Below are 26845 nucleotides of genomic sequence, written 5' to 3' on the forward strand. Positions count from 1 at the left end.
GATAGCTAGTCCTTAAAGAAAGGTAGAATTGATTTTCATAAATGGAAATTTAATTATATTCATTATTGCTATGAAATAATTGATTTCTTTTTTATTTTTAAGCAACTGGTAGAAAATATCATTGAAAGGGTTTTTGCATATTTTCTTTACTGTAGCGTGAGAGCAACCAATAATCTGAATCTGAATCTGAATCTGAATCTGAATCTAATTTGTTTATACAACTAAAATCTGATTGACCGTCAGCGGTAGTACTTATTTGTAATATCAAATACAACTGTTTTTGTAATGCATTGCGATCAGTTAATCTGAACGGGAACGGGAGTTCCATGCCAAAATCTGAACCAGTACTGTAGTATTTTTTAATAGTCTAACCAACATCTAAATCTAATCTGACATGAGGAAAATTTTACTCGTGCTGGCAGGACTGCTATTGGCAGTAACTTCCCTGCTTGCACAGACTAACCACACTGTTAAAGGAAAAGTAACGGATGAATCAGGCAAAGGATTACCTGGTGTTTCGGTAAGTTTACCCGGAGGTAAAACCGGTACTGTTACTGATTCCAAAGGAGAGTTCTCGCTTTCTGTACCTGCAAATGTGACCTCCCTGAAAGCATCTTTTGTAGGCTATGAATCACAAACGTTGACCATTAATGGTAGCAATGCGGGAAGTATTACTTTGTTGCCGGACGCCAAAGCTATTTCGGAAGTGGTAGTAGTAGGTTATGGTACGCAACGTAAAAAAGATGTAACGGGCAGTATTGTTTCTATTAAAGGCAGCGCAGTAGCAGAGCTGGCAGTGCAAAGTTTTGAATCCGGTTTGGGTGGTCGTGCAGCCGGTGTACAAATCACCGTACCCAATGGCATTGTGAACAACCCGCCGGTGTTTCGTATCAGGGGGGCTAACTCCATTTCTATGAGTGCTTACCCGCTGATTGTAATTGATGGCGTGCCTACTTTTTCCGGTGATGTGGGTAACTCCAATGCGCCATTGAATCCATTGGCCAGCGTGAATCCCGCTGACATCGCATCGATTGACATTGCCAAAGATGCTGCAGCTACCGCTATCTACGGTAGCCGTGCTGCCAATGGCGTAGTGTTTATCACTACCCGGAAAGGGAAAGCCGGTCGCCCTAAGGTATCTTATAGCGGATGGGTAGGTAGTACCAAACCAACGCGGTTACCGGAAGTATTGAACAGTGCACAGTACCTGGAAGTAAAAAATGAAGGATTGAAAAATGCCGGTAGTACAGATGTGTATGTGCCCAATCAGGATGCCAGTGGTAAAAATATTGATACAAAATGGATGGATGTGGTATACCGTGATAAAGCCATTTCTCAGAGCCATAGTATAAATGTTTCCGGAGGTACGGAAAATACCAGCTATTACTTTTCCGGTGGCTATACGAAGCAACAGGGTATTGTGAAGCGGAATGAGTTTGCACGTAAAAATCTCCTGTTCAATATTGATCAGCAGTTAGGCAAAGCATTTACAGTTGGTGCGCGGATCAATTACTCCAATGAACAAAGTCTGATCTCCGGTTCTTCCGGTTCACTGGAAGGAGAAGCGTTTAACTCCGGAGGTCTTGCCCGCCTGGCTTTCCTGACGTCTCCACTGGTAGCACCATTTAATGATGATGGCAGCTATAATGTAAGTGGTTCCGGTTTAGGCGGCGGTAAGAATAAGTTGCCGATCGGCATCTACAATCCACAGGTGTTACTGGACCTGGATCATTCCAACACGGAATCCAATCATTTCCAGGGAAACATTTATCTGCAGGTAAAGCCATTTAGCTGGATGACCCTGAGAACACAATATGGTGCGGATTACATTATGCTGAACAATGACGTTTACCTGAACTATTTATCCGGTGATGCCGTTGCTTCTACCGGTGATGTTACCAGCACCTATTCGCAGTACAAGCGTTGGGTGTGGACCAGTACCATGCAACTGGATCATTCTTTTGGCAAGCATAACCTGAGTTTACTACTGGGCTCCGAACAGCAACGTGACGCGCGTGAACGCTATGGATTACAGCGTCAAAAGCAAATGGATAATTATTTTAACAACAGCGAAGGCGGATGGCTGGTGGATCTCTCCCGATATTTACTGCGGCGGGAAAACTATTTATTGTCTGCCTTCTCCCGCTTAAATTATAATTACAAAGAAAAATATTATATAAGCGCTAACGTAAGACAGGACCAGTTCTCCGCCTTTGGCCCCAATTACAAGAAAGGTACTTTTTATGGCTTTTCTGCGGGATGGGAAATTACGAAAGAAGCTTTCTGGCAAAATGCAGGATTGGATAATGTATTCAGTGGCTTCAAGATCAGGGCCAGTCATGGTAAGGTCGGTAATTTCGCAGGACTGAATGATTATGATGCATTGTCGTTATACAAACCATCTCCTTATGGTGGTAATTCTTCTATTTATTTTAATCAGGCCGGTAACCCTAATCTGAACTGGGAAACCAGTAAGAAAACCGATATAGGATTTACTTACGGATTACTGAATAACAGGATCAATGGTGAGTTCTCTTATTACTACAATGACATCAATGGTTTGATCCTGTTTGTACCACAAATGCCATCTGCGGGGATTCCTATCACCAGTACTACTGCCACTATTGCTACCATTCCTACCAACGTAGGCAGTATGTATAACAGAGGCGTTGAGTTCAGTGTGAATGCTGCAGTGATTGATCAAAAAGATTTCTCCTGGAATAGTGCTTTTAACATAGCGTTTAATAAAAATGAAATCACTTCCCTCGCAGGTGATATTACTGCTATTCCTTTTGTAACCAGTAGCCTGGAACAGACCAGTATCAATAAGGTAGGGAATCCCGCGAGTATGCTTTATGTAGTGCGTACCGCCGGTGTGGATCCCGCCACAGGAAGGAGGATTTTTATTAATGCCAAAGACGAACAGGTATATTTCAGTAATTCGGATGCCGTTAAATATAAATATGCAGATGGCAAAGCAGCACCAGCTATTGGTGTGAAAGATGCAGTAGCGTATAGAAATACCAATCCTAAAGTATTAGGTGGCTTTGAAAATACTTTCCGCTACAGGGATTTTGAACTTAATGTGCTGCTTACCTATCAAACCGGGTTTTATGTGTATTATGGCAGTAATGCAGGCTTAAGGGATCAGCGTTACTGGAACAACAGCACAGATGTATTGAACCGGTGGCAGAAAATAGGTGATCAAACGGATGTGCCGAGGTTAGTAAATGGGGATAACATTTCCAATGGTTCCTCTTTTGCGATTGCAGCTAATGTATTTAAAGGTGATTTCGTAAAATTAAGCACGGTTGGGTTATCGTACAGATTGCCGGAAAGCATGGCCAAATCCATTCATCTCACCGGCGCGCATGTGTTTCTGCGTGGACAAAACCTGGCGTTGATCACCAAATACCCCGGACCAGATCCTGAAGTTTCTTCCAATGGTAACAATGCTTCCGGTCAGGGAGTAGATCGTAATACCATCGGTAATGGAAGAACAATTACGGTGGGGCTTAATATTAACTTATAAACTGCAACGAAGATGAGAAAATATTGCATATACATACTAATCATAGCTATAGCAGGTTTCAGCGCGTGCCAGAAGGATTTATTAGACCCGGTGCCTTCCACCGATATTCCTGACTTCAAAGCATTTGAAACAAAAGACCGTATCAACAGTCAATTGAATGGATTGTACTCCGTGATGAAACACGGGAAGTTCCTGGGCGGAAAATTTGCCATTGCCAATGAGGTAAGGGGAGAAGATTTTGTGAATGAAAAGGCCAACAATGTGACACTCAATGCCAGCTGGAGAATGGTGCCTACCGGCGAAGCGCAGGAGGTAAAGGAAGTCTGGTCACAGGGATATATTACCATTAATAATGTCAATGTTTTTTTGACGGGCATGAATGCCGTGGGTAACAAAGTAGTGGGCGATTCTATTGCCAGGATATATGCCGGTGAAGCGAAATTTGTTCGTGGGGTGAGTTATTTTTCCTTGCTGCAATTATATGCACGTCCACATTGGGATGGCGCCGGAAGTAAGCCGGGATTGATTCTTCATGGGGAAGGCCATTCCCAGATAGGCAGTTATGCCAGGGCGCGCAGTACGGTGAATGAAACCTATGCGCAGATCATCAGGGACCTGGATTCAGCGGAAGCCTTGTTGCCGAAGCCTGCTGCCGGTTCAATAACAGCCATTACACATGCGAATGCATATAGCGCTATTGCATTTAAAATCCGGGTGTACCTGTTCCTGGAGCAGTATGATAAAGTAATATTGGAAGCGGCTAAACTGGTATCCGCCAGCGCGCCTTTTGTTTCACCCGGCGGGCATGCACTGGAAGGTGATATATTCAAAGTGTTTACCACTCCTTACACGTCTAAAGAATCCATCTTCTCCCTGCCCTTCTCTGGGGCTACGGGTGACTTCCCTGGCACGCAAACACAGATTGGCTATTATTTCACACCTTCTTCAAAACCGTACACCGGCAACGGTGAGTACTCACTGCATCCCAATGGAATTATTTCCGACTCTTCCTGGAAGTCTGCCACCGATGCACGGAGAAATTTCATCCTGGTGCTGGGGGCAAAAAAGTACTGGATCAAGTTTCCCACTCCCAGCCCTTTTACGGATTTTATTCCTGTCATCAGGTATGCAGAAATACTGCTCGATGTGGCAGAGGCAAGGGTCAGGCAGTTGAATACGGTAGATGCTACTGCAGTAGCCATGCTGTCCGCTGTAAGACATCGCTCCGATGCCTCTGTTACTTATACTACTGCTGATTTCGCGAACGCGGGTGTGCTGCTGAGCGCCATTACCAAAGAAAAACATATTGAATTACTGGGGGAGGGGTTCCGTAGCATGGAAGTAACCCGTCTCGGCATTTCCTTTCCTTCAAAAAGCAGTGTGGTACCGGTGATTGAGCCAACAGCTCCACAATATATCTGGCCTATTTCTTCAGATGAGATGATTTATAACAAACTATGCGTAGATAATTAATTCCGGATTGCGCTATAAATAAGAAGCCCCGTTACTAAAAGTAGCGGGGCTTTGTTGTTTGCCTCCAAGTTGCATGCGCTTCAACCTTTAATCGGGGATTTGACTACAAACCAGAAGGATTCGGCTACAGGTATTTTCTTAAACGGGGGGATATTTGCAGTGGATTTGGTCCTGCTGAGAAATGGCGATGGCAATTTGATCCGGAATTTTTTAATTTTAATATGGGGGTTTATGAGGACAGTTCTGATAACAGGGGCTAATAAAGGCATTGGCTTTGAAACAGCCAGACAGCTGGCACAGTTGGGGGACTTTGTTTATATAGGCAGCAGGGATATTGTAACCGGACAAAAGGCAGCAGATCAGTTGAAAGCTTCGGGAATACTTAATGTGGCGGCTATCCAGATCGATGTGACGGATATAGCAACTCTCAAAAGGGCAAAGGCTGAATTGGACAGTCAGATCGATTCCCTTGATTTACTAATTAATAATGCCGGTATTTCAGGTGAACAGGAGCAACGAATTGCTGATGGCAGTATGAAAACCATTCGCAGTTTATTTGAGACGAATTATTTTGGCGCTATTCAAACTACACAGATCATGTTGCCGTTATTAAGGAAATCTCCCGCTCCGGCCATCATTAACGTATCGAGTGAAGTAGGGTCTTTAACGATGAATATGTCTGCCGACAGACGTCCCAACTGGGCTGATTTTTCGGCATACGGATCTTCTAAAACTGCATTGAATGCTTTTACCGTTATGCTGGCCAACGAACTGCGTCCTGAAAATATAATGGTCAATAGTGTTACGCCGGGTTATACTGCGACCGATCTTAATAGATTTAAGGGTTTTAAGACTGTTGCGGAAGGGGCAAAGCCGATTGTACAGCTGGCCATGTTGGCAGACCCCAGGGTAACAGGGAGGTTCTTCAACGATGGTGGGGAAATTCCCTGGTAGTAGTTCCGGTGTCAGCCGGAATTTGTTTATGTTGCAGGGGGCATTTGTATCCTTTTCGAATTGCCTGTCAGGTTTAAAAAAAATGGTCATGGTAAACAATAATGTTCAGCGGATAAAGTCTATTAGTGAATATCACCGCATCCGTGGTTTGGCGGCACCGGAACATCCATTGATTAGTCTGATAGACTATAATAAAATAAAGCATTCGCGGGAGAATAATGACATTAGCTGGGCGTATGATTTTTATTTTATTGCTTTGAAAAGAGGTCTTGACGCCAAAATAAAATACGGACAGCTGGAATATGATTTTGATGAAGGCACGATGTTTTTTATAGCGCCGGGGCAGATATTTAAGATTGAAATTAATCAGGACGCGCCAGGCAAGTCCGGTTGGATGTTGCTGGTCCATCCTGATTTTTTCTGGAATATGCCGCTGGCAAAAAATATTAAGAAATACAAATACTTTGGGTATTCCGTTCGGGAAGCCCTGTTCCTTTCAGAAAAGGAAGAAACAGCCATCTCCGGCATTGTTCAACATATCAGGCAGGAGTATCAATCAAACATCGATAAATTTAGCAGGCAAATTATTGTATCCCAGATAGAGGTTTTACTCAATTATGCCGACCGGTTCTATCAACGGCAATTTATTACCCGCGAAGAAGCGAATCACCAGGTGCTTGAAAAGCTGGAGGCACTGCTGGATGATTATTTTGATGACGTCACGCAAAAAGAAGGACTGCCCACTGTCAATTATGTTGCCGAACAGCTGAACCTTTCTCCCGATTATATGAGTACCTTACTGAAGGTGTCTACCGGGCTTAATACGCAACAGCATATTCATGAAAAGCTGATCGAAAAAGCGAAAGAAAAGTTAACCGGAACGACCCTGTCAGTGAGCGAAATTGCTTACGAATTGGGATTTGAACACTCACAATCATTTAGCAAGCTTTTTAAAGCAAAGACGAGTCTTACTCCATTGGCATTCAGACAATCTTTTTGCTGACGATGAGGTTATATTTTCCCTGTTTTACAGGAACATATCAAAGGAAGAAGTTACTAAACTCATTTCTTCTATGACTGGCGCTACTTCAAGTCCGCTCGCATCTCTTTGCTGCTGGAAGGTTTTGAAGAATGGTGCATTGAGCAACAGGTCCTGTACCTCATTGTTTTCATAGATGGCAAAGTGAGTAAAGGTTTTACCATCCGCACCCAGGTTAACGAAATATTTAATCGCAGGGATATTGAGCTTGCGCAATTCATTAATGGCTACCCTTACGTTTTCCTTGTTCTGTTGTGCAAAGCTTGATTTTACCGTGTAAGTTACTTTTACGATTTTCATATGTTAGTTTTTATATTGTTGATTTTTTGAGCCAGAAGAAAGGATTAATAATCCTTTTAAGCCGTTCTTCCCTAATAAGACAAAACAGCGCCGCAAAACGTGACAACTTTTTAGGTTTTTTTTATTTTTTCTTTGAAAAGCTTTCCGGATACGTGGCCGGACCGGTGAAAAAACGAATGGGGATAACTACAACCTATTGTTCTTTTTTGTAGATTTCGTTTCTGAAGGAAGCATTTATATACTTATTAAACCCATGGTCATGAAAATCAGGAAAAGTTTTGTAGTAGTGGCGGCACTATTGGCAGCCGGCACGCTATGCTCACTTGCATTACCCCAGGAACCTGAAAAGGCAAAAAATCTGAAAGTACTGCCAAAGGATATCAGCCATGAGGAGCTGATTACCGTAATGCGCGGTTTTAATGCTGCGCTGGGCGTAAAATGTAATTTCTGTCACGAGCCGCGGAAAGACGATCCAAAGAAAATGGATTTCGCCAGCGATGAAAATCCACACAAAGGAACAGCAAGGGACATGATGAAGATGACCAAACGTATCAACAAGAAGTTCTTCAAGGGTAGCGAAGTAATGGCGGTCAGCTGTTATACCTGCCACCACGGTAATGAAGAACCAAAAACCAAACCGGACCCAGCACCGGAAGCTGCAAAGTAAATTGAAAGGGCCGCTGCAAAGCGGCTTTTTTATTTATTACCGGTGAAGCCCGTAAACGGGCTTCACCTTTTTTGTGATGAAGAACAAAGAAGATATCCTTTAGGTGTACCGTGGTCAACCTGGCTGGAACAATAATTGCAAAGATGGTCAGCAGACAACTGCAAATACCCGTTGAAAGCCATTTTTATTTTCAAAAAGGTATAGCAGTGCAAGGAGGAGAGTGTGGAAAAAAATCCGCAATACTGCGGCTTTTTTTCCAGGGTGAGGAAGGGAAATACCTGTGTCTATAAAAGTGCCCCATTGTTCAGTTGCTTTTGCCAGGTACTAACCAAAATGGATATATGAAGAGCGTGCAACATCATTATGTAGTAGCTGTAGGTGCATCGGCAGGTGGTCTGGAGGCCATCCAAGAGTTTTTTGATAATATGCCACAAACAGATAACCTGTCTTTTGTCATCATACAACACTTGTCGCCGGATTTTAAAAGTCTGTTGGTAGAACTGGTATCGCGGCATACGCAGATGAAAGTAGTGGAAGCCACCCATAACCAGCCGGTGGTAAAGCACTGTATTTATGTGATCCCCAATACAAAACAGATACGGATAGAGAAAAATAAATTAGTGCTGTCTGAAAAAACACATGAGAAAGTGCCCAACAATGCCATTGATGTTTTTTTGCATTCGCTGGCAATGGATAAGCGCCAACGTGCGGTAGCCGTTATTCTTTCCGGTACCGGTACCGATGGTACACGTGGTATTATGACGATCAAAGAGCAGGGAGGCATTGTATTGGTACAGGACCCTAAAACAGCCAAGTTTGATGGCATGCCCAATAGCGCCATTCTTTCCGGTTATGCAGATATTATAGGTACACCGGCAGACCTGGCAGCTGCTATCATCAATGATATCAGGCATCCGGACGTAAATATTTTTAATACCAAAGAGCCGGATGAAAAAACACTGAGTCGCATTTTTGAACTGATTTACAAAAATGGCGGCAATGATTTTCATTATTATAAAACCCCTACCATTCTGCGCCGCATCAGTAAAAGAATGGTACAACTGGATTTTAAAGACCCTGTGAAGTATGCAGCTTACCTGGAGGAACATGCGGATGAATGCAGGGAGTTGGCACACGACTTCCTGATTAGCGTTACCCGTTTTTTTCGTGATACAGAGGCCTTTACGTTGCTGGAAAGTAAGGTGATTCCTGAAATTATTTTTGCGAAAGAACCCGATGAGCAGCTAAAAGTATGGGTATCTGCCTGTAGCACCGGAGAAGAAGCGTATTCTATTGCTATGCTGATAGATAAAGTGCTGGAGCGCACCGGGAAGCGTTTGGATGTAAAAATCTTTGCTTCGGATATTGATGTGGCTAACCTGGAAATTGCCTCACAGGGCGTATATCCGTTAGCGATATCCAATGATATACCGGCAGAAATGCTCAGTAAATATTTTACGATAAAAGGGAAAGGATACGTGGTAGCTCCCCGTTTACGTAAACAGATTGTTTTTGCCAGACATGATATCACAAAGGATCCTCCGTTTATTAAGAACGACCTGGTTACCTGCAGGAATATGCTTATTTATATGAACAATATACTACAGGAGCGCATCTTCAATACCCTGCAGTTTTCACTGAACAAGGAAGGTTTTCTTTTCCTGGGGCCCAGCGAAAATCCAGGTTATCCCAAGGGCACTATGTTGCAGATCAGTAATAAGTGGCGGATCTTTAAAAAATTGCAGGACTTAAAGCCGCGGCTCAGCTTCGGAGATACTTTTACTTCCCCTGTCAGTGCAAGAGGAAAGGAAATGTTATCGCGCATAGGTAAACAGTTTGAAACAAAAGTGCAACGCTCCCTGTGGATGGACGCTCGTGATGCGCTGACAGATGATCTCGGCTTTATAGCATTATATATCGACAGGAATTTTGAGGTCAAAGAAACAATGGGTAATTATGATCAGTTGCTTAAGCTACCCAGAAAGGTGTTGAACCTTAACCTGATCCGTATGTTGCCACAGGAGCTTTCCCTGGTGATCAATAAAGAGATTCGCCGGGCGTGGAAAAATAATGAGAAGGTTATTGTTAATAACCTGCGCTACAAAAAGGACGATAAGAGTGGTGTGATAAATTTGTTGATCAATCCTATCCTATCGGCTGAAAATGACTACACGCTGGTAACCATTACAAAAGTAGAAATAGCTCCTTCTGTGGAGGTAGTTCCTTATGTAACAGACGGTATTGATCCGGATTATATCAATGGCCTGGAAAGTGAGTTGCAGGAAGTAAGAAATAGTCTGCAACTCGCCGTAGAAGACCTGGAAACTGCCAACGAGGAACTGCAAAGCTCCAATGAGGAATTGTTGTCTTCCAACGAAGAGTTGCAGAGCTCCAACGAAGAACTGCAATCGTTGAATGAAGAGCTATACACCTTGAATACAGAGCATCAGCTAAAGATAAAAGAACTGATAGAGTTGAATGATGACCTGAATAACTATTTCCGCAGTACCGATATCGGGCAGATTTTCCTGGATGAGCAGCTGAACATACGTAAGTTTAATCCGGCTTCCGCTTCTATGATCAACTTCATTGAAAGTGATCTGGGACGACCTTTTACGCATATCTCCAATAATATCAGGTATGATAAGCTGATGGAAGATATTGAGTACGTGCAGCGAACCAGGCAGGTAGTGGAAAAGGAAGTACAGTTGAACAAAGGCAGAGAGTTGTTGATGCGTATCATGCCTTATATCACCCGTGAAGGCAGACATGCCGGCATCATTCTAACCTTCGTGGATATTACAACTATCGCCAATCTCAATAACATTATACGAAGTGTTTTCAATGCCAGCCAGAGTGCCATTTTTGCTTTGCATACCGTTGAATCTGAATCAGGAGTAGTAGATGATTTCATCATTACTACGGTGAACAGGATGGCCTATGATTGGTTTGGTGGAGAGCATCAAAGGCTCACGGGTAAGAGTTTGAAGAATGACCTGCCGCTGCTGTCTACGCCTGAATTGTTTGATGAGTATTTAGTGGCCATGCAGAATGACAGTGTCGTTGACCGGGATGTTTTCCTGCAGGAGAAGAACAGCTGGTATGAGATGACAGCTATAAAAATGCCGGGAGGACTGGTGGTTACTTTTACAGACGTAACGGATAAGAAACTGGCATTCCAGGAAATAGAGCAAAGCTATAGTGAGCTGAATGAGGTGAAAGAACATCTTAAATTGCTGAACCTGGAACTGGAAGATAAAGTGCGTGATCGTACCAGGGAGCTGTCGATCAGTGAAGAGCGGATTGCCAGCAACATTGCAGAGAAACGTTTCCTGGCAGAGGCCATGCCATTGATGGTTTGGACGTCGGTAGAGGCGGGACAGGTTGATTTTGTAAACAGCCAGTTTGAATACTATACAGAACTGCTGTATGAAGATGCCATTGGCGCCGGTTGGCAAAGAGTGATCTATCCATCCGATCTGGAGGCGCTGCTGGATACCTGGAAGAAAGCCGCGATAGCTCATACTGACTTTAATTGCGATATAAGAATATTGAGTCATGGTGAGCAATACCGCTGGAATCTGTTGCGGGCCAAGGCCAGGAAGGGAGAGGACGGGAAATTTTTCAGCTGGGTAATTACCAACATGGATGTTCATGAGCAAAAGGTTATGAACGAGGTGCTGGAGGAAAAGGTGGCAGAACGTACGATGCAATTGCAAAAGAGTAACCTGGACCTGGAATCCAGCAATAATGACCTGCAATTATTTGCTTCAGTGGCATCTCACGACTTGCAGGAACCGCTGCGTAAGATCCACATGTTTTCCAAAATGGTCAGGGATAAACATGATACAGAGTTGCCGGAGAGCACTGTATTATATCTCAATAAGATCATGCACTCTGTTAACCGTATGAAATCACTGATGGTCAATATTCTTCATTTTTCTAAATTAACCACGGAAAATGCGGGTTTTGAATGGATAGATCTGAACCAGGTGATGGAGGAGGTGCAGGAAGATTTTGAAATGCTGGTGAAAGAGAAAGATGCGGAGATCATCGTATCTGATATGCCGGAGTTGATGGCCAACAGGTCCCAGATTCAGCAGGTGTTTCAAAACCTTATTGGTAATTCACTGAAATTTACTTCTCCGGAAACAACACCAAAGATTCATATCAGCGCACAGCGGATCAAAGAGAAATCCCTGGAGGCAATGGAGGCGGCAGATGGTAAATGGTACAGATTATCCATTGTGGATAATGGAATTGGTTTTGATGAGCAGTTTAAGTCGAGAATATTCGACCTTTTTCAGCGCCTGAATTCCAAAGACATGTACGAGGGTACCGGTATCGGGTTGGCCATCATTAAAAAAATAGTAGAAAAGCACCAGGGGCTTATTACTGCAGAAAGTAAAGCTGGTGAAGGTGCGAGTTTTCATATCATTTTACCTGAGCAGCAGGAGATTTAAAGCACATTATATGAAGCCATTTAAAAAGATATTACTGGCAGAAGATGACGAAGATGATAGAATGATCTTCGATGATATTGTAGAACAACTGAAAATGGTAAATGATTTTACTTTCAGCGCTGTTGATAACGGGCTTAAAGTCATTCAGTTGCTTGCCCAGCTGGAAACCTCCGCACTGCCGGACCTGATCATTCTGGATCAGAATATGCCGCAGATGAATGGAAAGGAAGCCCTGGGGTTATTGAAAGAGGATCCGCGTTTGAAGCATATTCCGGTAGTGATCTATTCAACCTTTAATGACGCCAGGCTGGCGGCTATCTGTTTGGAGATGGGAGCGGACCAGGTGATTACCAAACCCGACTCCTATGAAGGATTTAATGCGGTTATTTCGCAGCTGGTTGGCAAATACCTTTTTGAAAAGGTCCAATAATGCCCTTTTTAATGTCTTTCATATGTTATTTTTTTAATTTATCAGCATCGGGACGGGAAAAAGAGTATCTTTGCTTCCGTCTGTTGAGTTAAAAGCATAAAGCACAGAAGTATCTATTCTCTCCAGTCCGGAAATCTTTTCTTTACTGCTCTCCTCAATTGTGATAACGCTAAAGATGAAGAAGCGTTATTTTATAATTTATTACATCAGATATATCAACATGTTATTTGAGCAATTAGGGCTTATTGAGCCCATTTTAAAAGCAGTTAAAACCGAAGGCTATACTACGCCTACACCCATACAGTTACAATCTATTCCTATTGTATTGGAAGGTAAAGACCTGCTCGGATGCGCGCAAACAGGCACCGGTAAAACGGCAGCGTTTGCTATTCCCATTTTACAGTTATTACATAACAGTACGCCGGCCAATCAAGGCTTTAAACATATCCGTACACTGATTCTCACACCTACCAGGGAACTGGCGGTTCAGATCGATGAAAGCTTTGCCGCATACGGAAAGCACACCGGCCTGAAGCACGATGTGATTTTTGGTGGAGTACCTCAGCACAGGCAAACCATTGCCCTGCGTAACGGTACCGATATCCTGATCGCTACACCGGGCCGCTTACTGGATCTCATGAACCAGGGCTACATTTACCTGAACCATCTGGAAATATTTGTTTTAGATGAGGCAGATCGTATGCTGGACATGGGTTTTATCAATGATATCAAGAAAGTAATACGGGAGCTGCCGCAACAGCGTCAAACCCTGTTCTTTTCTGCTACCATGCCACCAAGCATTGCACAGTTGGCCAATTCTTTACTCTATAAACCAGAGAAAGTAACTATTACGCCGGTAGCTACTACCGCCGAAAGGGTAGAACAATCGGTTTATTTTGTGAAGAAGAAAGATAAGCAGTCCCTGCTGGATCATCTTTTGAGAGACAAAACCATAGAACGTACCATTGTGTTTACACAAACCAAACATGGTGCAGACAGGATCGCTAAAAATCTGAAGAAGCGCAATATCAACGCAGATGCGTTGCATGGCGATAAATCACAGGCTTCCCGTCAGAATACCCTGAACAACTTTAAAAATGGCCGCCTGCGTGTGCTGGTAGCTACAGATATTGCTGCCAGAGGTATTGATGTGGACTCACTGGAGCACGTGATCAACTATGACTTACCGAATGTTTCTGAAACTTACGTACATCGTATAGGCAGAACCGGTAGAGCAGGTGCTGCAGGTTATGCACTTTCTTTCTGTGATACAGAAGAAAGACCTTTCCTGAACAGCATCAACAAGTTGACCAGGCAAATCATTCCATCTGTGCCCCATCCTTTTGAAGAGGCGGCATTAATGGAAGCCAACAGTGCTAATCCGGATATGCCTAAGGCAGATCCAAGAAGACCTAAACCTAAGAATAGAAGGGGCAGGATCGATAAGAGAGACAAAACTTTCTAACGCGATTTTTTGTCTTGCTCAGGATTATACTGATTTTGATGATTTTGTTATATAAAATTAGCGAAGATTAAAGCGGATATTGTCGCTTTGATCTTCGCTAATCTTTTTTAATCCGGTAAAAAATCCCGAAATCATCAAAATCAGTATAATCCTGAGTAAGACAAAAATTACATCATTTCCGCTTTGATTTTCCCTGCTTTAATCGCTTTTACGAAGTTTGCATAATCTTTCTCGGTTTGATCTGCATAGGCAACGGCGAACTTGCCTATTGCCTGATCCATCACATCTGCCTTTCCTAAATAGCCGCTGATGATATCTGCGGGCCCTGTTTTAGCATGCGCCCGGGCGAGTACCCTGCCACATAGACCTGCATAGGCGGCCATTACGTCCTTATCGAAATGCTCCACATCAGGGGCTATTTTCCGGTCTCTCAGCTGCCGCAGGTAAAAGTGCCTGTTTTCGAGCCCGGTACTCCAGCCCAGGAACATATCACTGGCTGCCTGCACCAGTCGCTGACCCTGTACAATGCGTTCACCATTATGCTGATATTTACTTTTGCCGGTATAGGCTTCCAATACACTTGGTCTGGCCTCTTTTATCTGCATGAACAACGGCTCATCTTTCGCATTCATCATCAGCGCAACAAGGCAACGGGTGCCTACGCTGCCCACACCTACTACTTTCAGGGCGATATCTATCACCCTGTACTGGCTAAAAAGAAAGCGCCGGTCGGCCTGCAGGGTATTCATGTAAAAGTTCAGAAATGACTGCACCATCGCTTTCTGTTTCACCAGGTCGATCGGGTGGTAGATGAGCGGGTGCTGATCCAGGATTTCAAAGCTGCCCAATACACTTTGGGTGATTTTATAAAATACTTTTTCAGGAGTACTTTTTTGTGCTTTGTCCATAGCATCTCTCAGCATGGTTTTCACTTTTTCATTGCGGGCTTTATTAAGGAGGTCCTGCATTTCAAATTTCATGTACCAGAGGTCCAGTGTATTCATCCGGGCGTATTCTGCAATGGCAATTCTATAAGCGCTGGCCATGTCAATGGCCATTTGTTGGGCATCCGTTTCCCGCATATTATTATGCCTGGCTGCCAGCACAAAGCTGGTAGCCAGTCTTTTGATATCCCATTCCCATGTAGCGGGCAATGTTTCATCAAAGTCGTTGGCATCGAAAATGAGATTACGTTCCGGTGTAGCAAAGCCGCCGAAGTTCATGAGATGGCAGTCACCCATGGCCTGCACAGGTAGCTGTGTATGCGGGAGGCCGGACAGATCATGTGCCATAATATCTGCTGTTCCCCGGTAAAAAGCAAATGGGGATGCACTCATTCTGCCGCAACGAATGGGGATGAGGTCTGGTACCCGGTCGTAGTTGGAGGCGTTGATCGCTTGCAGGATGGTGGGGCGTTTAGATGACAGTTTAAAATCTCCCTGGGAGGCACGGGAGACTTTATCCCTGATCTTTTTGCCTGGATTATCTGAAATGGTGGCCATAATAATGTAATTAGTATTCAAACGTATGAAGTACACTACTTGTTTTTATTATCACAAAAAGATACATCTTTTGTGTTTTTCATTGGGACCGATTGCAAAGCAAAGATTTGGTAGATCGGCTTTTTTATTTTAGGTTTGGTTTGGAGACGCGAAAATTTTCTCTATATCAACCAGCACAGTATTGAAATGCCATTACAGATTTCATCATTCGTTTTAACGTAATATCAACCAGCAACACGTCATGAATTAAGCGTTTTTTTTACGCGATAGAAATTGAGTTCACTTGTCGTTTTACCTGATATTCCATTTACAGTGAAACAAGTACATCATCAACCGGTTGATCTGCAGGAAGTAGCTGCGGGTAGTGAAAAAGCATTCAAAGCTTTGTTTGATCAGTATCGTGGAAGATTGTTCTATTACATTTCCCGCTTTATAAAATCAGAACAGGTGGCGGAGGAGCTGGTACTGGACGTATTTATGAAGATATGGACCGGTAGAGATCTCATTTCACAGATCCATAATTTCGATGCCTTTCTTTTCCGTATCGCACATAATAAGAGTATCGATTTCCTGCGCACAGCGGCCAGGGACCCTCGTTTGCAGGAACTCTTGTATGAGGTGACTGACCTCGCGGGCACAGAAGGTGCAGATACTATGCTGATCGTACACGAGTATGAAGAGAAAGTGCGTACCGCTATTTCCCTGCTGCCTCCACAATGCAAAAAAGTATACACGTTAAGTCGTGAAGAAGAACTGTCACATGATCAGATCGCACAACAGCTGCATATTTCAAGGGCAACTGTTAATAATCACATCGTACTCGCCCAACGTTTTATCCGTAATTACCTTGTTAAAGAGATAGATATAGCGATTGTCATCCTCATTATCGGAAAATTTTAACTTTTTTTTATCCTTCATTAGTTATCGTTCCTTTTTTACTCGTCTTACTAACAGGAGAATGCTTTTTACCACAATTATTGCATTATGGATAAGGGTCCTGTTCATACGTGGAAGTACCTGTTGGCGCAATATCTTGACAACAGGATTTCAAAAGAGGAGTTAGCGGAACTACTGCGTAAGGCAGGAGAGGAGGAAGATATGGAGATGCTCACCATCGTATTGAAAGAACAATGGGAAACCTCCAGAGACGTAACAGACCATAGTGGACGGGACTGGGATGCAAAGTTTATCACGATGATGGCGGAGGCCCCCCAAATACAGGACCGTCGCCCGGTAAGGAGACTCCTGAAAATAGCCGTGGCCGCCTGTATCGCTGCATTGATTGCCATAGGCGGTTATTTCTTCTCCTTTAAAAAAACAACGGCACCACCGTCAATAACGTCAACGACTAAACGCAAAGACATCGCACCCGGGACAACAGGTGGTATTTTGGTGTTGGCCAATGGTCAGCAAATTGCACTGGACAGTGCCGGCAATGGATTGCTGGCGCTGCAGGGAAGTACCAAAGTGACCAATCGTCAGGGAAAAATCGTTTATAATGCCTCCGGCGGGAATAGTGAACAACTATTTAACACAGTAGTAACCCCAAGAAGCAAACAGTATCAGCTGGTATTGGCTGATGGTAGCAGTGTTTGGTTAAATGCTGCTTCCTCTGTTCGTTTTCCTGCTGCCTTTTCCGGCAACGTAAGAAAGGTAGAGATCACAGGGGAAGCCTATTTTGAAGTGGCTCCCCTGCTGCGTAATGGAAAGAAAGTACCTTTTATTGTATCCACCCGCGGCATGGAAGTGCAGGTACTGGGTACACACTTTAACGTGAACGCCTATCCGGACGAACATACTATTAAAACCACCTTGCTGGAAGGCAGCGTCATTGTCACCAAAGGGAATGCAAAACAGCTGCTGAAGCCCGGAGAACAGGCACAGCTAAACCCCGGAAACAATATTGTATTATATAAAGATGTAGACACCGATGGAGAGGTAGCCTGGAAAAATGGGTATTTCTCTTTTGATCAGGCCGACCTGAGCAGTGTAATGCGGCAAATTGCCCGCTGGTACGATGTGGAAATCGTATACGGAGGCAAGGTGCCAAACCGCCGCTTTGGAGGGGAAATTTCACGTAGTTCCAATGTATCACAGGTGTTGAAGATACTGGAAGAGAGTAAAGTACATTTCAGAATAGAAGAAAAAAGGATCATCGTATTACCATAATGAAAAACCGCTCTGAGGTGAGAGTCAGAGCGGCAAATAGTTCTGGAGAATACTAGTCATAACAATTTGTAGGGACGAATTGCTAATTACTCAACCAAAACCACTACTAAAGTATGAAAAAAATTCTACGTACCGCCTGGTATTTCAGCCGTCGCGTACTGCCCAAAACGCTCCTGTTTATGAAGCTAACAGCCATTTTGATTATGGCCGCCTGTCTGCAGATTAGTGCAAAAGGTTACTCACAGAAAATCACACTGGCCGAGAAAAATGTACGGCTGGGAAAAGTGTTCCGTGCTATTAAAAAACAAACCGGGTATTCCTTTTTCTTCGATGAATCCTGGATGCGGCAGGCAGATGCCGTAACAATTGATGTGAAAGACGCTTCCCTGGAAGCCACGCTGGACATATGTTTTAAAAACCAGCCACTCACCTATACCATTGTTGGCAGCACAGTGGTAGTAAAACAAAAAGAAGAAAGTCAGCAAGACAATATCAACCACGAAATAGCCCCGGTAGCCGAAATCAGCGGGGTGATTACCGATATGGATAAACATCCGCTGGCAGGGGTATCTATCAAAATAAAAGGTACCAACAAAGGCACTATCAGTAATTCGAATGGTGAATTTACCCTTCATGCTGAACCCGGTGACGTACTGGAGATCAGTTTTGTAGGATATAAAAAACAGGAAATAAAAGTAGGAGATAATACCAAACTGTCTGTAAAGCTGGAACTCTCCAGCAGCGGATTGGGTGAAGTGGTGGTAACCGCACTGGGCATCGGTAAAAACGATAAAACAGTAGGTTATGCACTCACTACCGTAAAAGGTGAAGAACTCACCCGTACCAATTCCGTGAATCCGATTACCGCCCTGCAAGGTAAAGTAGCTGGTGTGAATATCAGCGTAATGACAGCCGCCGGCGTGCAAACATCTCCCTTTATCCAGATCAGGGGAGCCAAGGTATTAGGTACACCAGGTAATAACGTGAACCAGCCCATTTTTGTAATAGATGGAAATGTGATTACCAATAACGTATCAGATGCAGATAATGCCGATGCGGGTTCTCAGTTGAAAAACCTGAATCCCGATGATTATGAATCCATCACTGTTCTGAAAGGAGCGGCAGCAACCTCTATCTACGGTTCCAGAGGTATCAACGGCGCCATCGTTATTACTACTAAGAAAGCAAAAGCAGGAGATGGATTTTTAATTGAAGTCAATTCCACTTATCAGAAGGAAAGTGTGTACCGTGCACCAATGGATTTACAAAATGTATATGGTCAGGGAGACTATGTAGAAAGAGAAGGTAATTTCAGACCAGATGGCACACAAACCAAAACTGATGCCAGCTGGGGACCTTTGATGGATGGTAGTTTGCACCCCGCTGCTTTTAATCCCAAAAAAATGGTGCCTTATTCACCACAACCCAACAACTGGAAAACATTTTACCAGGATGGTAATTACATCAATAATAATATTGCTATCAGCAGTGCTACTGATAAGTTTAACTATCGCCTGTCGTATTCCAACAACTATACCAATGGTTTATTGCCAAACAATGGCATGAAAAGAAATTCCGTTGATTTAAAAATCGGCGCCAAATTAAATAAAGTATTTTCTACCGACTTCGGCATCAGTTATTCCAATACAGAAGCAAAGAACTTCTTCTCCCAGGGCCGGTACTATTATGGCGGGGGACAAAACCTGGCATTTAATACCTACTACCTGCCAAGAAATATAGACTTTGGTGATTGGTATAAAACGTATCGCGCACCAGACAATACACCTGATTATGCAGATACCTACGCTAATCTTGGTGCTGCGGTGAATGCATTTTCCAGGTTTGATAAGAATAATTATTTCCGCCACGAAAATTCCATATTGGGATACATGCAGCTGAAAGCACAGGTAAACCCCTGGCTGGACCTGTCTGCCAGAGGTAATTTCAATTTCTATAAAATTCGCACAGAAGAAAAAGACTATGGTAACGGTACTAATAATACCGGTGGTTATTATTCATCCGGAGGCAGCTATACCAGCGATTACACGTTGCTGTTTATGGCACATGCCACTAAGGATGTCATGAATAAAGACCTGAACATCGACTTTCGTTTATACAATGAAATTTATGGAGACAGACTCGGAGAAAGCTATGGAGCCTCTACCAATGGTCAGCTGAGCGTACCCAATGTATTTTTCCTGGGTAACTCTTCCCTGAATATTCAAAACCAGTACTACTACGGCTCTACCAGTGTTCCGGGGCCCAGATATCCTTCCCAGTTAACGATTGGTGTAGGTGGTATCCTTAACCTGAATTACAAACAATTCCTGAACCTGGAAATTACCGGACGTAACGACTGGAGATCTACCCTGACTTATCCGGTAGCAGCTATTGGCGCGAAGAATAATTATTCTATTTTTTATCCTTCTGCTAACCTCTCTTATTCTTTCTATGATCATTTCGAGAAGAGTATGCCAGGATGGATTTCTTCCGGCAGACTGAGGGCTTCCCTGGCGTATGTAGGTAACTCCGGTATTGCCGGTGCCTACCAGACAGGTGTTGGTTATTCTCCCGGCACTATCCTCAATCAGAATGGCGCTTCAGTAGGTACCGCCACACAATACAATGCCAACGTAAAACCTAACCTGGACCTGAGAGCACAGATATCCCGTACCTGGGAATTTGGTACCAATTTCGGTTTGCTAAAGGACCTGATCAATGTGGATTTTGCCTGGTATAAAACCAATACTTTCCACCAGTTGATTAACCTGGCCGGTGTACCGGAAACAGGTTACAGCCAGGTGTTCTTTAATGCTGGTAATATCCAGAACAAAGGATGGGAATTGTTAGTGAACATTTCACCTATCCGTGGTAAAAACTGGGGATTGGATTTTGCGGTGAACTTAGGACATAATAAGAGCAAGATTATTGAGTTTGGTAATGGTATCAAAGACTGGAACCTCAGTGATAACTATGAAGGCGTAAGTGTACATGCATATGAAGGTGGTGACTTTGGTGTATTAACTACAAACGTGGGCGACTACCTGGCCAGCACCAAAAATGATCCTAAAACAGGATTCCCACTGATTACTTATGGCGGCAGAATTACAAGTCCTGCCGGTCAGTACGACATGGTGAACTATAACCTGGTGCAGTTACCGAATGGATCTGCTGCTCCGAGAATGGGTAAAGTAGAACCAGACTTAACAGGTGGTATAAGTGCTACTGTGAGATATAAGAACTTCAGTTTATTTACACAGGTAGATGGCCGCTTTGGTGGTTATGTATATTCGGAATCTTATGCTTATGCCATGGGGCAGGGTACACCAAAAAATTCCCTGCAATACCGCGACCAGGCTCGCGGAGGCGTAGCACGTACGGATCCGCAGTGGAATGGTGGAAAACCTATGTATGATGGTGTAATTCCAAATGCAGTATTTGATGAAGGACAAATGAGTCCGTTACAACCAGCTGTCAGCATTGCCGGTATGACCTTTAAAGAAGCTTATGATAAAGGGCTGGTAGAGCCTTTTAAAGCGTCTTTATACTATAATACTTTTTACGGATGGGAAACCAATCTGAATAACAATGGTACTATCAGCAAAAATTCCTGGGTAATGCTGCGTGAAATCACGCTGGGATACCGGTTGCCTGCTGCGATTACCAATTCTATTCATTTGAAGGGAGCCAGGTTAACGTTAACTGCCCGCAACGTTGGTTATTTGTACAGAACACTGACTGGTGGACAGAATCCGGCTTCTCTGCAAAGTAATGATCCATTCAGACCGTTCATTACCGGTGGGGTACCTTTTTCCCGCAACTATGCAGCAACCCTCCACATTTCTCTGTAAAACAACTAATACATAGACGATGAAAAAGACTAACAAATATATACTTGGATTACTTACCCTCGCTTTGGTAAGTCAGTCATGCAAAAAGACGCTGATAGATATTAACACCAATCCGAATTTACTGCCGGATGTAAATCCGGAGTTCCTGTTCACCGGGGCTACCGTAGATATTGATATCAATGGGCGTGACCGTCCCGCTCAAAGGTACGGCGCCACCTTAAGTTATATGCAATATGTGGTACCGGATGCGGTGACTAACAGCAGTCTTTCCGGCAAGTATGCCGATCCTGCCAAGAGCACCGGTCCTAATCCGAATTTCTTTTTTTACGGCGACTACTTCAATTCCACCGGTCGCGATATGCACCGGATTATCGACAAAATCAATTCCCTGCCGGATGCTACCAAGGCGACTTACCAGGGGTTGAAAGCGATTTGTTCTATTGTGGATGTATATCATGCGTGGAGAGTAGCGGATATATTCGGTGCATTACCTTACAGCCAGGCATTCAATGATGCGCAATATCCTTTACCGCAATACGATTATGATTTTAACCTGTATAAGGTGTTTGATCAGCAATTGAAAGATGCGGCTACCTTGTTGAAAAATAATACGACCAACCAGTTTGCGCTGGGCAACCAGGATTTATTCTATGGTGGCGATTATGGAGAGTGGCTGGGCCTTGCCAATACGCTGCGTATTAAGATTGCACAGCGTTATGAAAAACGTGATGCTGCGAATTTAACAGCGGTGCTGAATGATGTGGCGACTAATTTCGCGGGCAAACTGATTGCTCCTTCTTTATCAGATCCTACCAATGATGGATCGTTCGCCATCAATCATACCCGCGACTGGAATAATAATGTGGATGATATTAACGTGATCCTGTTTAACTACAATGCGTCTTTTTCTTTTGTGGAATACCTGAAATCCACGAACGATCCGCGTATTGGATTCATGATCCGGCAGAATGATATGGGTAATAACAGTAATCAGTATCTGACCGTGAAAGTGAATGGGGATGCGGCATCGCAGGCTGCACTGGCATTGCCGGAAAACCAGGTACGTTACTGGGGTAAACATGCGTCTCCTGCCTCCGCTGGTGATGCTGCTTATGGTCCTACCGGTTTAGACAGGAATAAAACATTTACCCTGAAAGATGGTACCACGCAGAATCTGCTCTTCTTATCAGCTATTCAAACCCGTTTGTTTGTGAAGAACGGTGGTTTTGGTGGATTTGATCAGCGCTCCAAGCAAGTCCTGATGCATACGGATGAACCTTATTCCGATGGATCTACCATTAAAATGAAATCTTTCTTTGTTACCTATGCAGAAACCTGTTTTATGATGGCAGAGATAGCAGAAAAAGGTGGTAATGGCCTGGGACAAACGGCTTCCCAATGGTTTTATAAAGGTGTACAGGCTTCCTTTAATCAATACCAGGCTTTTGCGGTGGCTACCAAAGTACCGAATGCAGATGCCATCAGTATTGGTGCATTTGCCACACCGGCCGGTATTCCTTACAAGGGATTACCCAGTATTTATTCACAATCCTGGGTGCATTTCTTAATGCAGCCGGATGAAGCATGGGCCATGTGGAAACGTACCGGTTATCCACAATTCACTGATGTAAGACCAGGTAATAACGGTAAAATAGGAGATGGATCTTCTATTGCCTACCTGGAAAATTTATGGGATGGTGGTAAGAATTTACTGATTGCCCGCCGTAATAGTCTGAATGTGAGTTCTACGCTTAACCAGGACAATTATAATACAGCGGTGCAAACGATGATAGCAAAAGATCCTGCTTATGGCGCCGGTGCAGCCGATACCAAGGGCAGAATATGGTGGGATAAAAATTAAGTGTAATAGTGGTGAATCCATGTTGGGAGTAGAAGGGCAGGCCATAAGGCCTGCCCTTTGTTGTTTATGTGGGCAGATGATGTAAGCCCTGTACGATGAAAGGTTATCTTCATTTGCTATTTAGCGTGTATCCTTTGCAGTTACGATCCGGCTGCCCCCTATCATTATTCAGAATAATAATACAAGATAAGATTGAGTCTATGGATTCCACCGGGAAGGAGGTTATTCCTGGCAAACAACTATCCCCTGCTACTGCAAGGCAGGCGCAGCAGACTGTTTTTCCACTTCAGGGGCAATTCCCGGGAAGCCCTGATTTTTATAGCGATTATCATGGATCTTAAGAGATATTAATTATATTTGACATGTAAAAAATTTCTATGAAAAAACTTTTCTGTAATTTTGGCCGTAAATACCAGAGAGTCAAATAGCCATAACCCTTAACCGAATCCTCATGGATCAGCCTCATTCTATGGACCAATACTGGCAACAACTGCGTGATATGGGATTTACCGAAGACGCGATCGCCCTGTACAAGCAACAGATGGAACAAGCCATCGAGCATAATAATGACTGGAGCGCACAGATGAACATGTTCGCTGAGAATATAAAGCAGTTTAACCAGATGTTTTCCGGTGATGATGCTGATGTGAATGATATGGACGAAGAGCCGCTTCAGGTGGTACTAAATCCCAATACACGCCTGGACATAGCCCAACAATGGGCAGTTGCCTGCGGGGCAGATATTGCTTTTGTTAACCGTCAATACCTCAATGATATTACCACTGGTTTAGACAAGCACGACTGCCGGGAGCAGTTGTCGGAGTGGTGGGATATAGATAGCACGGAAGAATTACAGGAGATGATTGCCTGGCTGCAGGACAGTGGTCACCGCATAGAATACGATATTATATGGCAGGCCATTAATACTGTGTCCATGAAAGAAAGCAAGGCTTTTTTAAGAGAGTATATTGCCACCAATGAACTGGAAGAAGCCGTAGTGATGGAGCGTTTACGCAATACCCGTGATGCACTGGAGTTGTTCCGGGAAAAGAAACTGATTGATAAAGACTTACAGCCTGATATGCTGATCTGGGATTTTGGCCGTATCATTAATCTGAGCCGTGCCGGTTATGATGCCGGGTATATCACTTACGACCAGGCATTGGAGTATATCATGTGGGGTATATCACTTATCAGAAGAACATATACTTCCTGGAGGCATCTTTCTATTTCTTATCAGTTTGCCCGTTGTGTATGGAACGGCATAGAAATGGGCAGTTTTGAAACACTGCACAATAACATGGAATACCTGCTGGTTGCGCCAGACAGCCCCTGGAAGGTACTGTCATTCAGTAATACGCAGCAGTTATCTTAATGTTCCGTAATCCTGTTTAGCTCACTGTCTTTCAGGTGTAGCAGAATATGCTGAGGTACGAGTGGGCTGTCAAAGGCCAGGTCTACGGATGTTTTCTCAAAGTCTTTTACTTTCGCCACCCGGTGAAATATTTCATAGAGTGCAATAGGTTCTTCATTAAAGCTCACGCAGGTGCTGACAAAATTCAGTTCATTAACGGCATAGCCGGGTCTTTTCATTTTATCCTCTACATCTTTCAGTCTGCCTATAAAATGACGTTGACGGATAAACGTAGTACTGTTCATGATAATAAATATATAGCTGGCATAAGACGTTATTTTACCATAGTACATATGGTTGTCTTTTCCGGTGCGCTCCACGAGGTATTCATCTCCTGATTTATAAATTTCCAAAGCAGAACGCCAGATCCGCTCTGTTGCTTTTTTTCCTGATTTATAAGGCAGGTTGCGGTTATAGCAATACCAGTATCCTACCAGGTGATCCAATAACTGGTGATTGGTGGTGGCTAGTGGAATATTGATTTTCAGTTCATGAAAGGGAAATATTTCTGTCGCGTTGTTGATAAAGTCGATGTAGCTGTTAAATCCCAGCGCTACTGCTATCACATTTAGTTTGGAGAAATTGGGACTGCTGATGGAAGGCAGGGCAGAGTGATTTTTAGCGGCTTTCAGTTTCCGGATGATGAGATGTTCATAGAAATAATTGTCGCCAAATAAAGGCGACGGTGCGCTTAGTTTTTTATGCCGCTGCTGTTTGGTAATAACGGTATTGAATTCTGTCACGATAAAACTCCATTCCGTCTTTGAAACATCTTCCCAGCTTATCTTTTTGAGGTATTGATGCGCTATGTAATTCATTAAGCGCTCCAGGTTAAGCAATTCTTCCTTACTCATAATAATACGATTATAATACAGATATAAGCCTCCGTAAGATATGCAGAATACTTTAGTCTTGCGGCATTAACTGATATTTATATCAACAAAATAAAACAAGAAAATTATGATGAAAAACAATCACTTTGTAGCCTTATCGCCGGGCACGCTGCTATGGCAGCAAATCAGCGATTTCCGACTGGATGATCCGGATGCAGCGCTTCCCTTTTCCAGGAAGCTGGCCAGGGAAAACAAATGGGATGCAGCTTTCACGCAAAAGGCCATCCAGGAATACAAGCGATTTATTTACCTCTGTTGTATTTCTCCTACCGGCGCTTCGCCCTCAGATATAGTAGATAAAGTATGGCACCAGCATTTACTCTACACGCAAAATTACTGGGAGGCCTTTTGTGAAAAAACACTCGGAAAAAAAATCCACCACTATCCTTCTTCCGGCGGGCCATCCGAAAAGCAGAAATATATAGCTTGGGAGGAAAGCACCCGGCAACAGTACCGGCAATATTTCGGCGAAGATCCTCCGGCAGCCATCTGGCCCGATCATTCTACTCCCCAATTGTTACCTGCAGTAAAGCGATTATCTCTGTTTCGCAAATATTGGTTAACCTTACTTCTCTTCTTCCTTTCCTTCTTTTTATTTCCCGGCTGTAGCAATGCCAGCCTCCCTGGTTTTTTTATCGTTGTGTTCCTTGTTTTGGGCTCCTTCGGTGCATTCACAGTGAATAAGGACGATAAAGGCACAAATAAAAAAGATACCGGGGGAGGCAGCAGCTGCAGCAGCGGGAGCAGTTGTGGCAGTAGCTGTGGCAGCAGTTGCGGAAGTGGCTGCGGGGGCGGCTGCGGAGGGTGTGGTTCCTGAAAATTTAAAACAATG

The 26845-nt window shown here is 43.7% G+C and carries 17 protein-coding genes; 14 read left to right on the forward strand and 3 right to left on the reverse strand.

Features of this window, described 5'->3' with window-relative positions; all coding sequences use genetic code 11:
• The first annotated feature begins 394 nt into the window (after positions 1-394).
• From AB4Z08_RS11010 to AB4Z08_RS11025, 4 genes are all read left to right on the forward strand, one after another.
• Positions 395-3532 (forward strand): SusC/RagA family TonB-linked outer membrane protein, encoded by a 3138-nt coding sequence (locus AB4Z08_RS11010; protein ID WP_441573778.1) that lies wholly within the window; start codon positions 395-397, stop codon positions 3530-3532.
• A gap of 12 nt (positions 3533-3544) precedes the next feature.
• Complete coding sequence (locus AB4Z08_RS11015; protein ID WP_441573779.1) at positions 3545-5005, forward strand: RagB/SusD family nutrient uptake outer membrane protein; 1461 nt, start codon at positions 3545-3547, stop codon at positions 5003-5005.
• Between the two features lie 231 nt (positions 5006-5236).
• Positions 5237-5959, forward strand: coding sequence for an SDR family oxidoreductase (locus AB4Z08_RS11020; RefSeq protein WP_441573780.1), 723 nt, complete (start codon positions 5237-5239; stop codon positions 5957-5959).
• 88 nt (positions 5960-6047) lie between these two features.
• Entirely contained in the window at positions 6048-6962 is a 915-nt protein-coding gene (locus tag AB4Z08_RS11025; RefSeq protein WP_441573781.1) for a helix-turn-helix domain-containing protein, read from the forward strand.
• Positions 6963-6986: 24 nt separating this feature from the next.
• Here AB4Z08_RS11025 and AB4Z08_RS11030 read toward each other — a convergent pair whose 3' ends face one another.
• The gene (locus AB4Z08_RS11030) at positions 6987-7298 is read right to left on the reverse strand and encodes a hypothetical protein (RefSeq protein WP_441573782.1); all 312 of its coding nucleotides are present in this window, start codon (positions 7296-7298) and stop codon (positions 6987-6989) included.
• A gap of 259 nt (positions 7299-7557) precedes the next feature.
• On the opposite strand from AB4Z08_RS11030, the gene AB4Z08_RS11035 reads away from it, so the two are divergent.
• From AB4Z08_RS11035 to AB4Z08_RS11050, 4 genes are all read left to right on the forward strand, one after another.
• Positions 7558-7965 (forward strand): c-type cytochrome, encoded by a 408-nt coding sequence (locus AB4Z08_RS11035; protein WP_441573783.1) that lies wholly within the window; start codon positions 7558-7560, stop codon positions 7963-7965.
• Positions 7966-8306: 341 nt separating this feature from the next.
• Positions 8307-12428, forward strand: a complete 4122-nt coding sequence (locus tag AB4Z08_RS11040) for a chemotaxis protein CheB (RefSeq protein WP_441573784.1) — start codon at positions 8307-8309, stop codon at positions 12426-12428.
• A gap of 10 nt (positions 12429-12438) precedes the next feature.
• Entirely contained in the window at positions 12439-12858 is a 420-nt protein-coding gene (locus AB4Z08_RS11045; protein WP_441573785.1) for a response regulator, read from the forward strand.
• A gap of 175 nt (positions 12859-13033) precedes the next feature.
• On the forward strand, positions 13034-14323 hold the full coding sequence (locus AB4Z08_RS11050; protein WP_441573786.1) for a DEAD/DEAH box helicase: 1290 nt from the start codon (positions 13034-13036) through the stop codon (positions 14321-14323).
• A gap of 167 nt (positions 14324-14490) precedes the next feature.
• On the opposite strand, the gene AB4Z08_RS11055 is transcribed toward AB4Z08_RS11050, so the two are convergent.
• On the reverse strand, positions 14491-15825 hold the full coding sequence (locus AB4Z08_RS11055) for a DUF2252 domain-containing protein (RefSeq protein WP_441573787.1): 1335 nt from the start codon (positions 15823-15825) through the stop codon (positions 14491-14493).
• Between the two features lie 312 nt (positions 15826-16137).
• Here AB4Z08_RS11055 and AB4Z08_RS11060 point away from each other — a divergent pair, with 312 nt between their 5' ends.
• The 5 genes from AB4Z08_RS11060 to AB4Z08_RS11080 all read left to right on the forward strand — a co-directional run bounded on the left by AB4Z08_RS11060 (position 16138) and on the right by AB4Z08_RS11080 (position 25081).
• Positions 16138-16725: an RNA polymerase sigma-70 factor gene (locus AB4Z08_RS11060; RefSeq protein WP_441573788.1), complete on the forward strand. Its 588-nt coding sequence runs from the start codon at positions 16138-16140 to the stop codon at positions 16723-16725.
• An 84-nt stretch (positions 16726-16809) separates the two neighbouring features.
• Complete coding sequence (locus AB4Z08_RS11065) at positions 16810-17994, forward strand: FecR family protein (RefSeq protein WP_441573789.1); 1185 nt, start codon at positions 16810-16812, stop codon at positions 17992-17994.
• Between the two features lie 113 nt (positions 17995-18107).
• Entirely contained in the window at positions 18108-21845 is a 3738-nt protein-coding gene (locus AB4Z08_RS11070) for a SusC/RagA family TonB-linked outer membrane protein (protein WP_441573790.1), read from the forward strand.
• Positions 21846-21864: 19 nt separating this feature from the next.
• Positions 21865-23706 (forward strand): SusD/RagB family nutrient-binding outer membrane lipoprotein, encoded by a 1842-nt coding sequence (locus tag AB4Z08_RS11075; RefSeq protein ID WP_441573791.1) that lies wholly within the window; start codon positions 21865-21867, stop codon positions 23704-23706.
• 451 nt (positions 23707-24157) lie between these two features.
• Positions 24158-25081, forward strand: coding sequence for a DUF1266 domain-containing protein (locus AB4Z08_RS11080; RefSeq protein WP_441573792.1), 924 nt, complete (start codon positions 24158-24160; stop codon positions 25079-25081).
• Here AB4Z08_RS11080 and AB4Z08_RS11085 read toward each other — a convergent pair.
• The gene (locus AB4Z08_RS11085) at positions 25078-25974 is read right to left on the reverse strand and encodes a hypothetical protein (protein WP_441573793.1); all 897 of its coding nucleotides are present in this window, start codon (positions 25972-25974) and stop codon (positions 25078-25080) included. The two genes, AB4Z08_RS11080 and AB4Z08_RS11085, sit on opposite strands and share 4 nt — an antisense overlap.
• 106 nt (positions 25975-26080) lie before the next feature.
• On the opposite strand from AB4Z08_RS11085, the gene AB4Z08_RS11090 reads away from it, so the two are divergent.
• Positions 26081-26830 (forward strand): glycine-rich domain-containing protein, encoded by a 750-nt coding sequence (locus AB4Z08_RS11090; protein ID WP_441573794.1) that lies wholly within the window; start codon positions 26081-26083, stop codon positions 26828-26830.
• Positions 26831-26845: the final 15 nt, after the last annotated feature.

The sequence above is a fragment of the Chitinophaga sp. RAB17 genome (assembly GCF_052114225.1).
In the GTDB taxonomy this organism is placed as follows: Bacteria; Bacteroidota; Bacteroidia; order Chitinophagales; family Chitinophagaceae; genus Chitinophaga.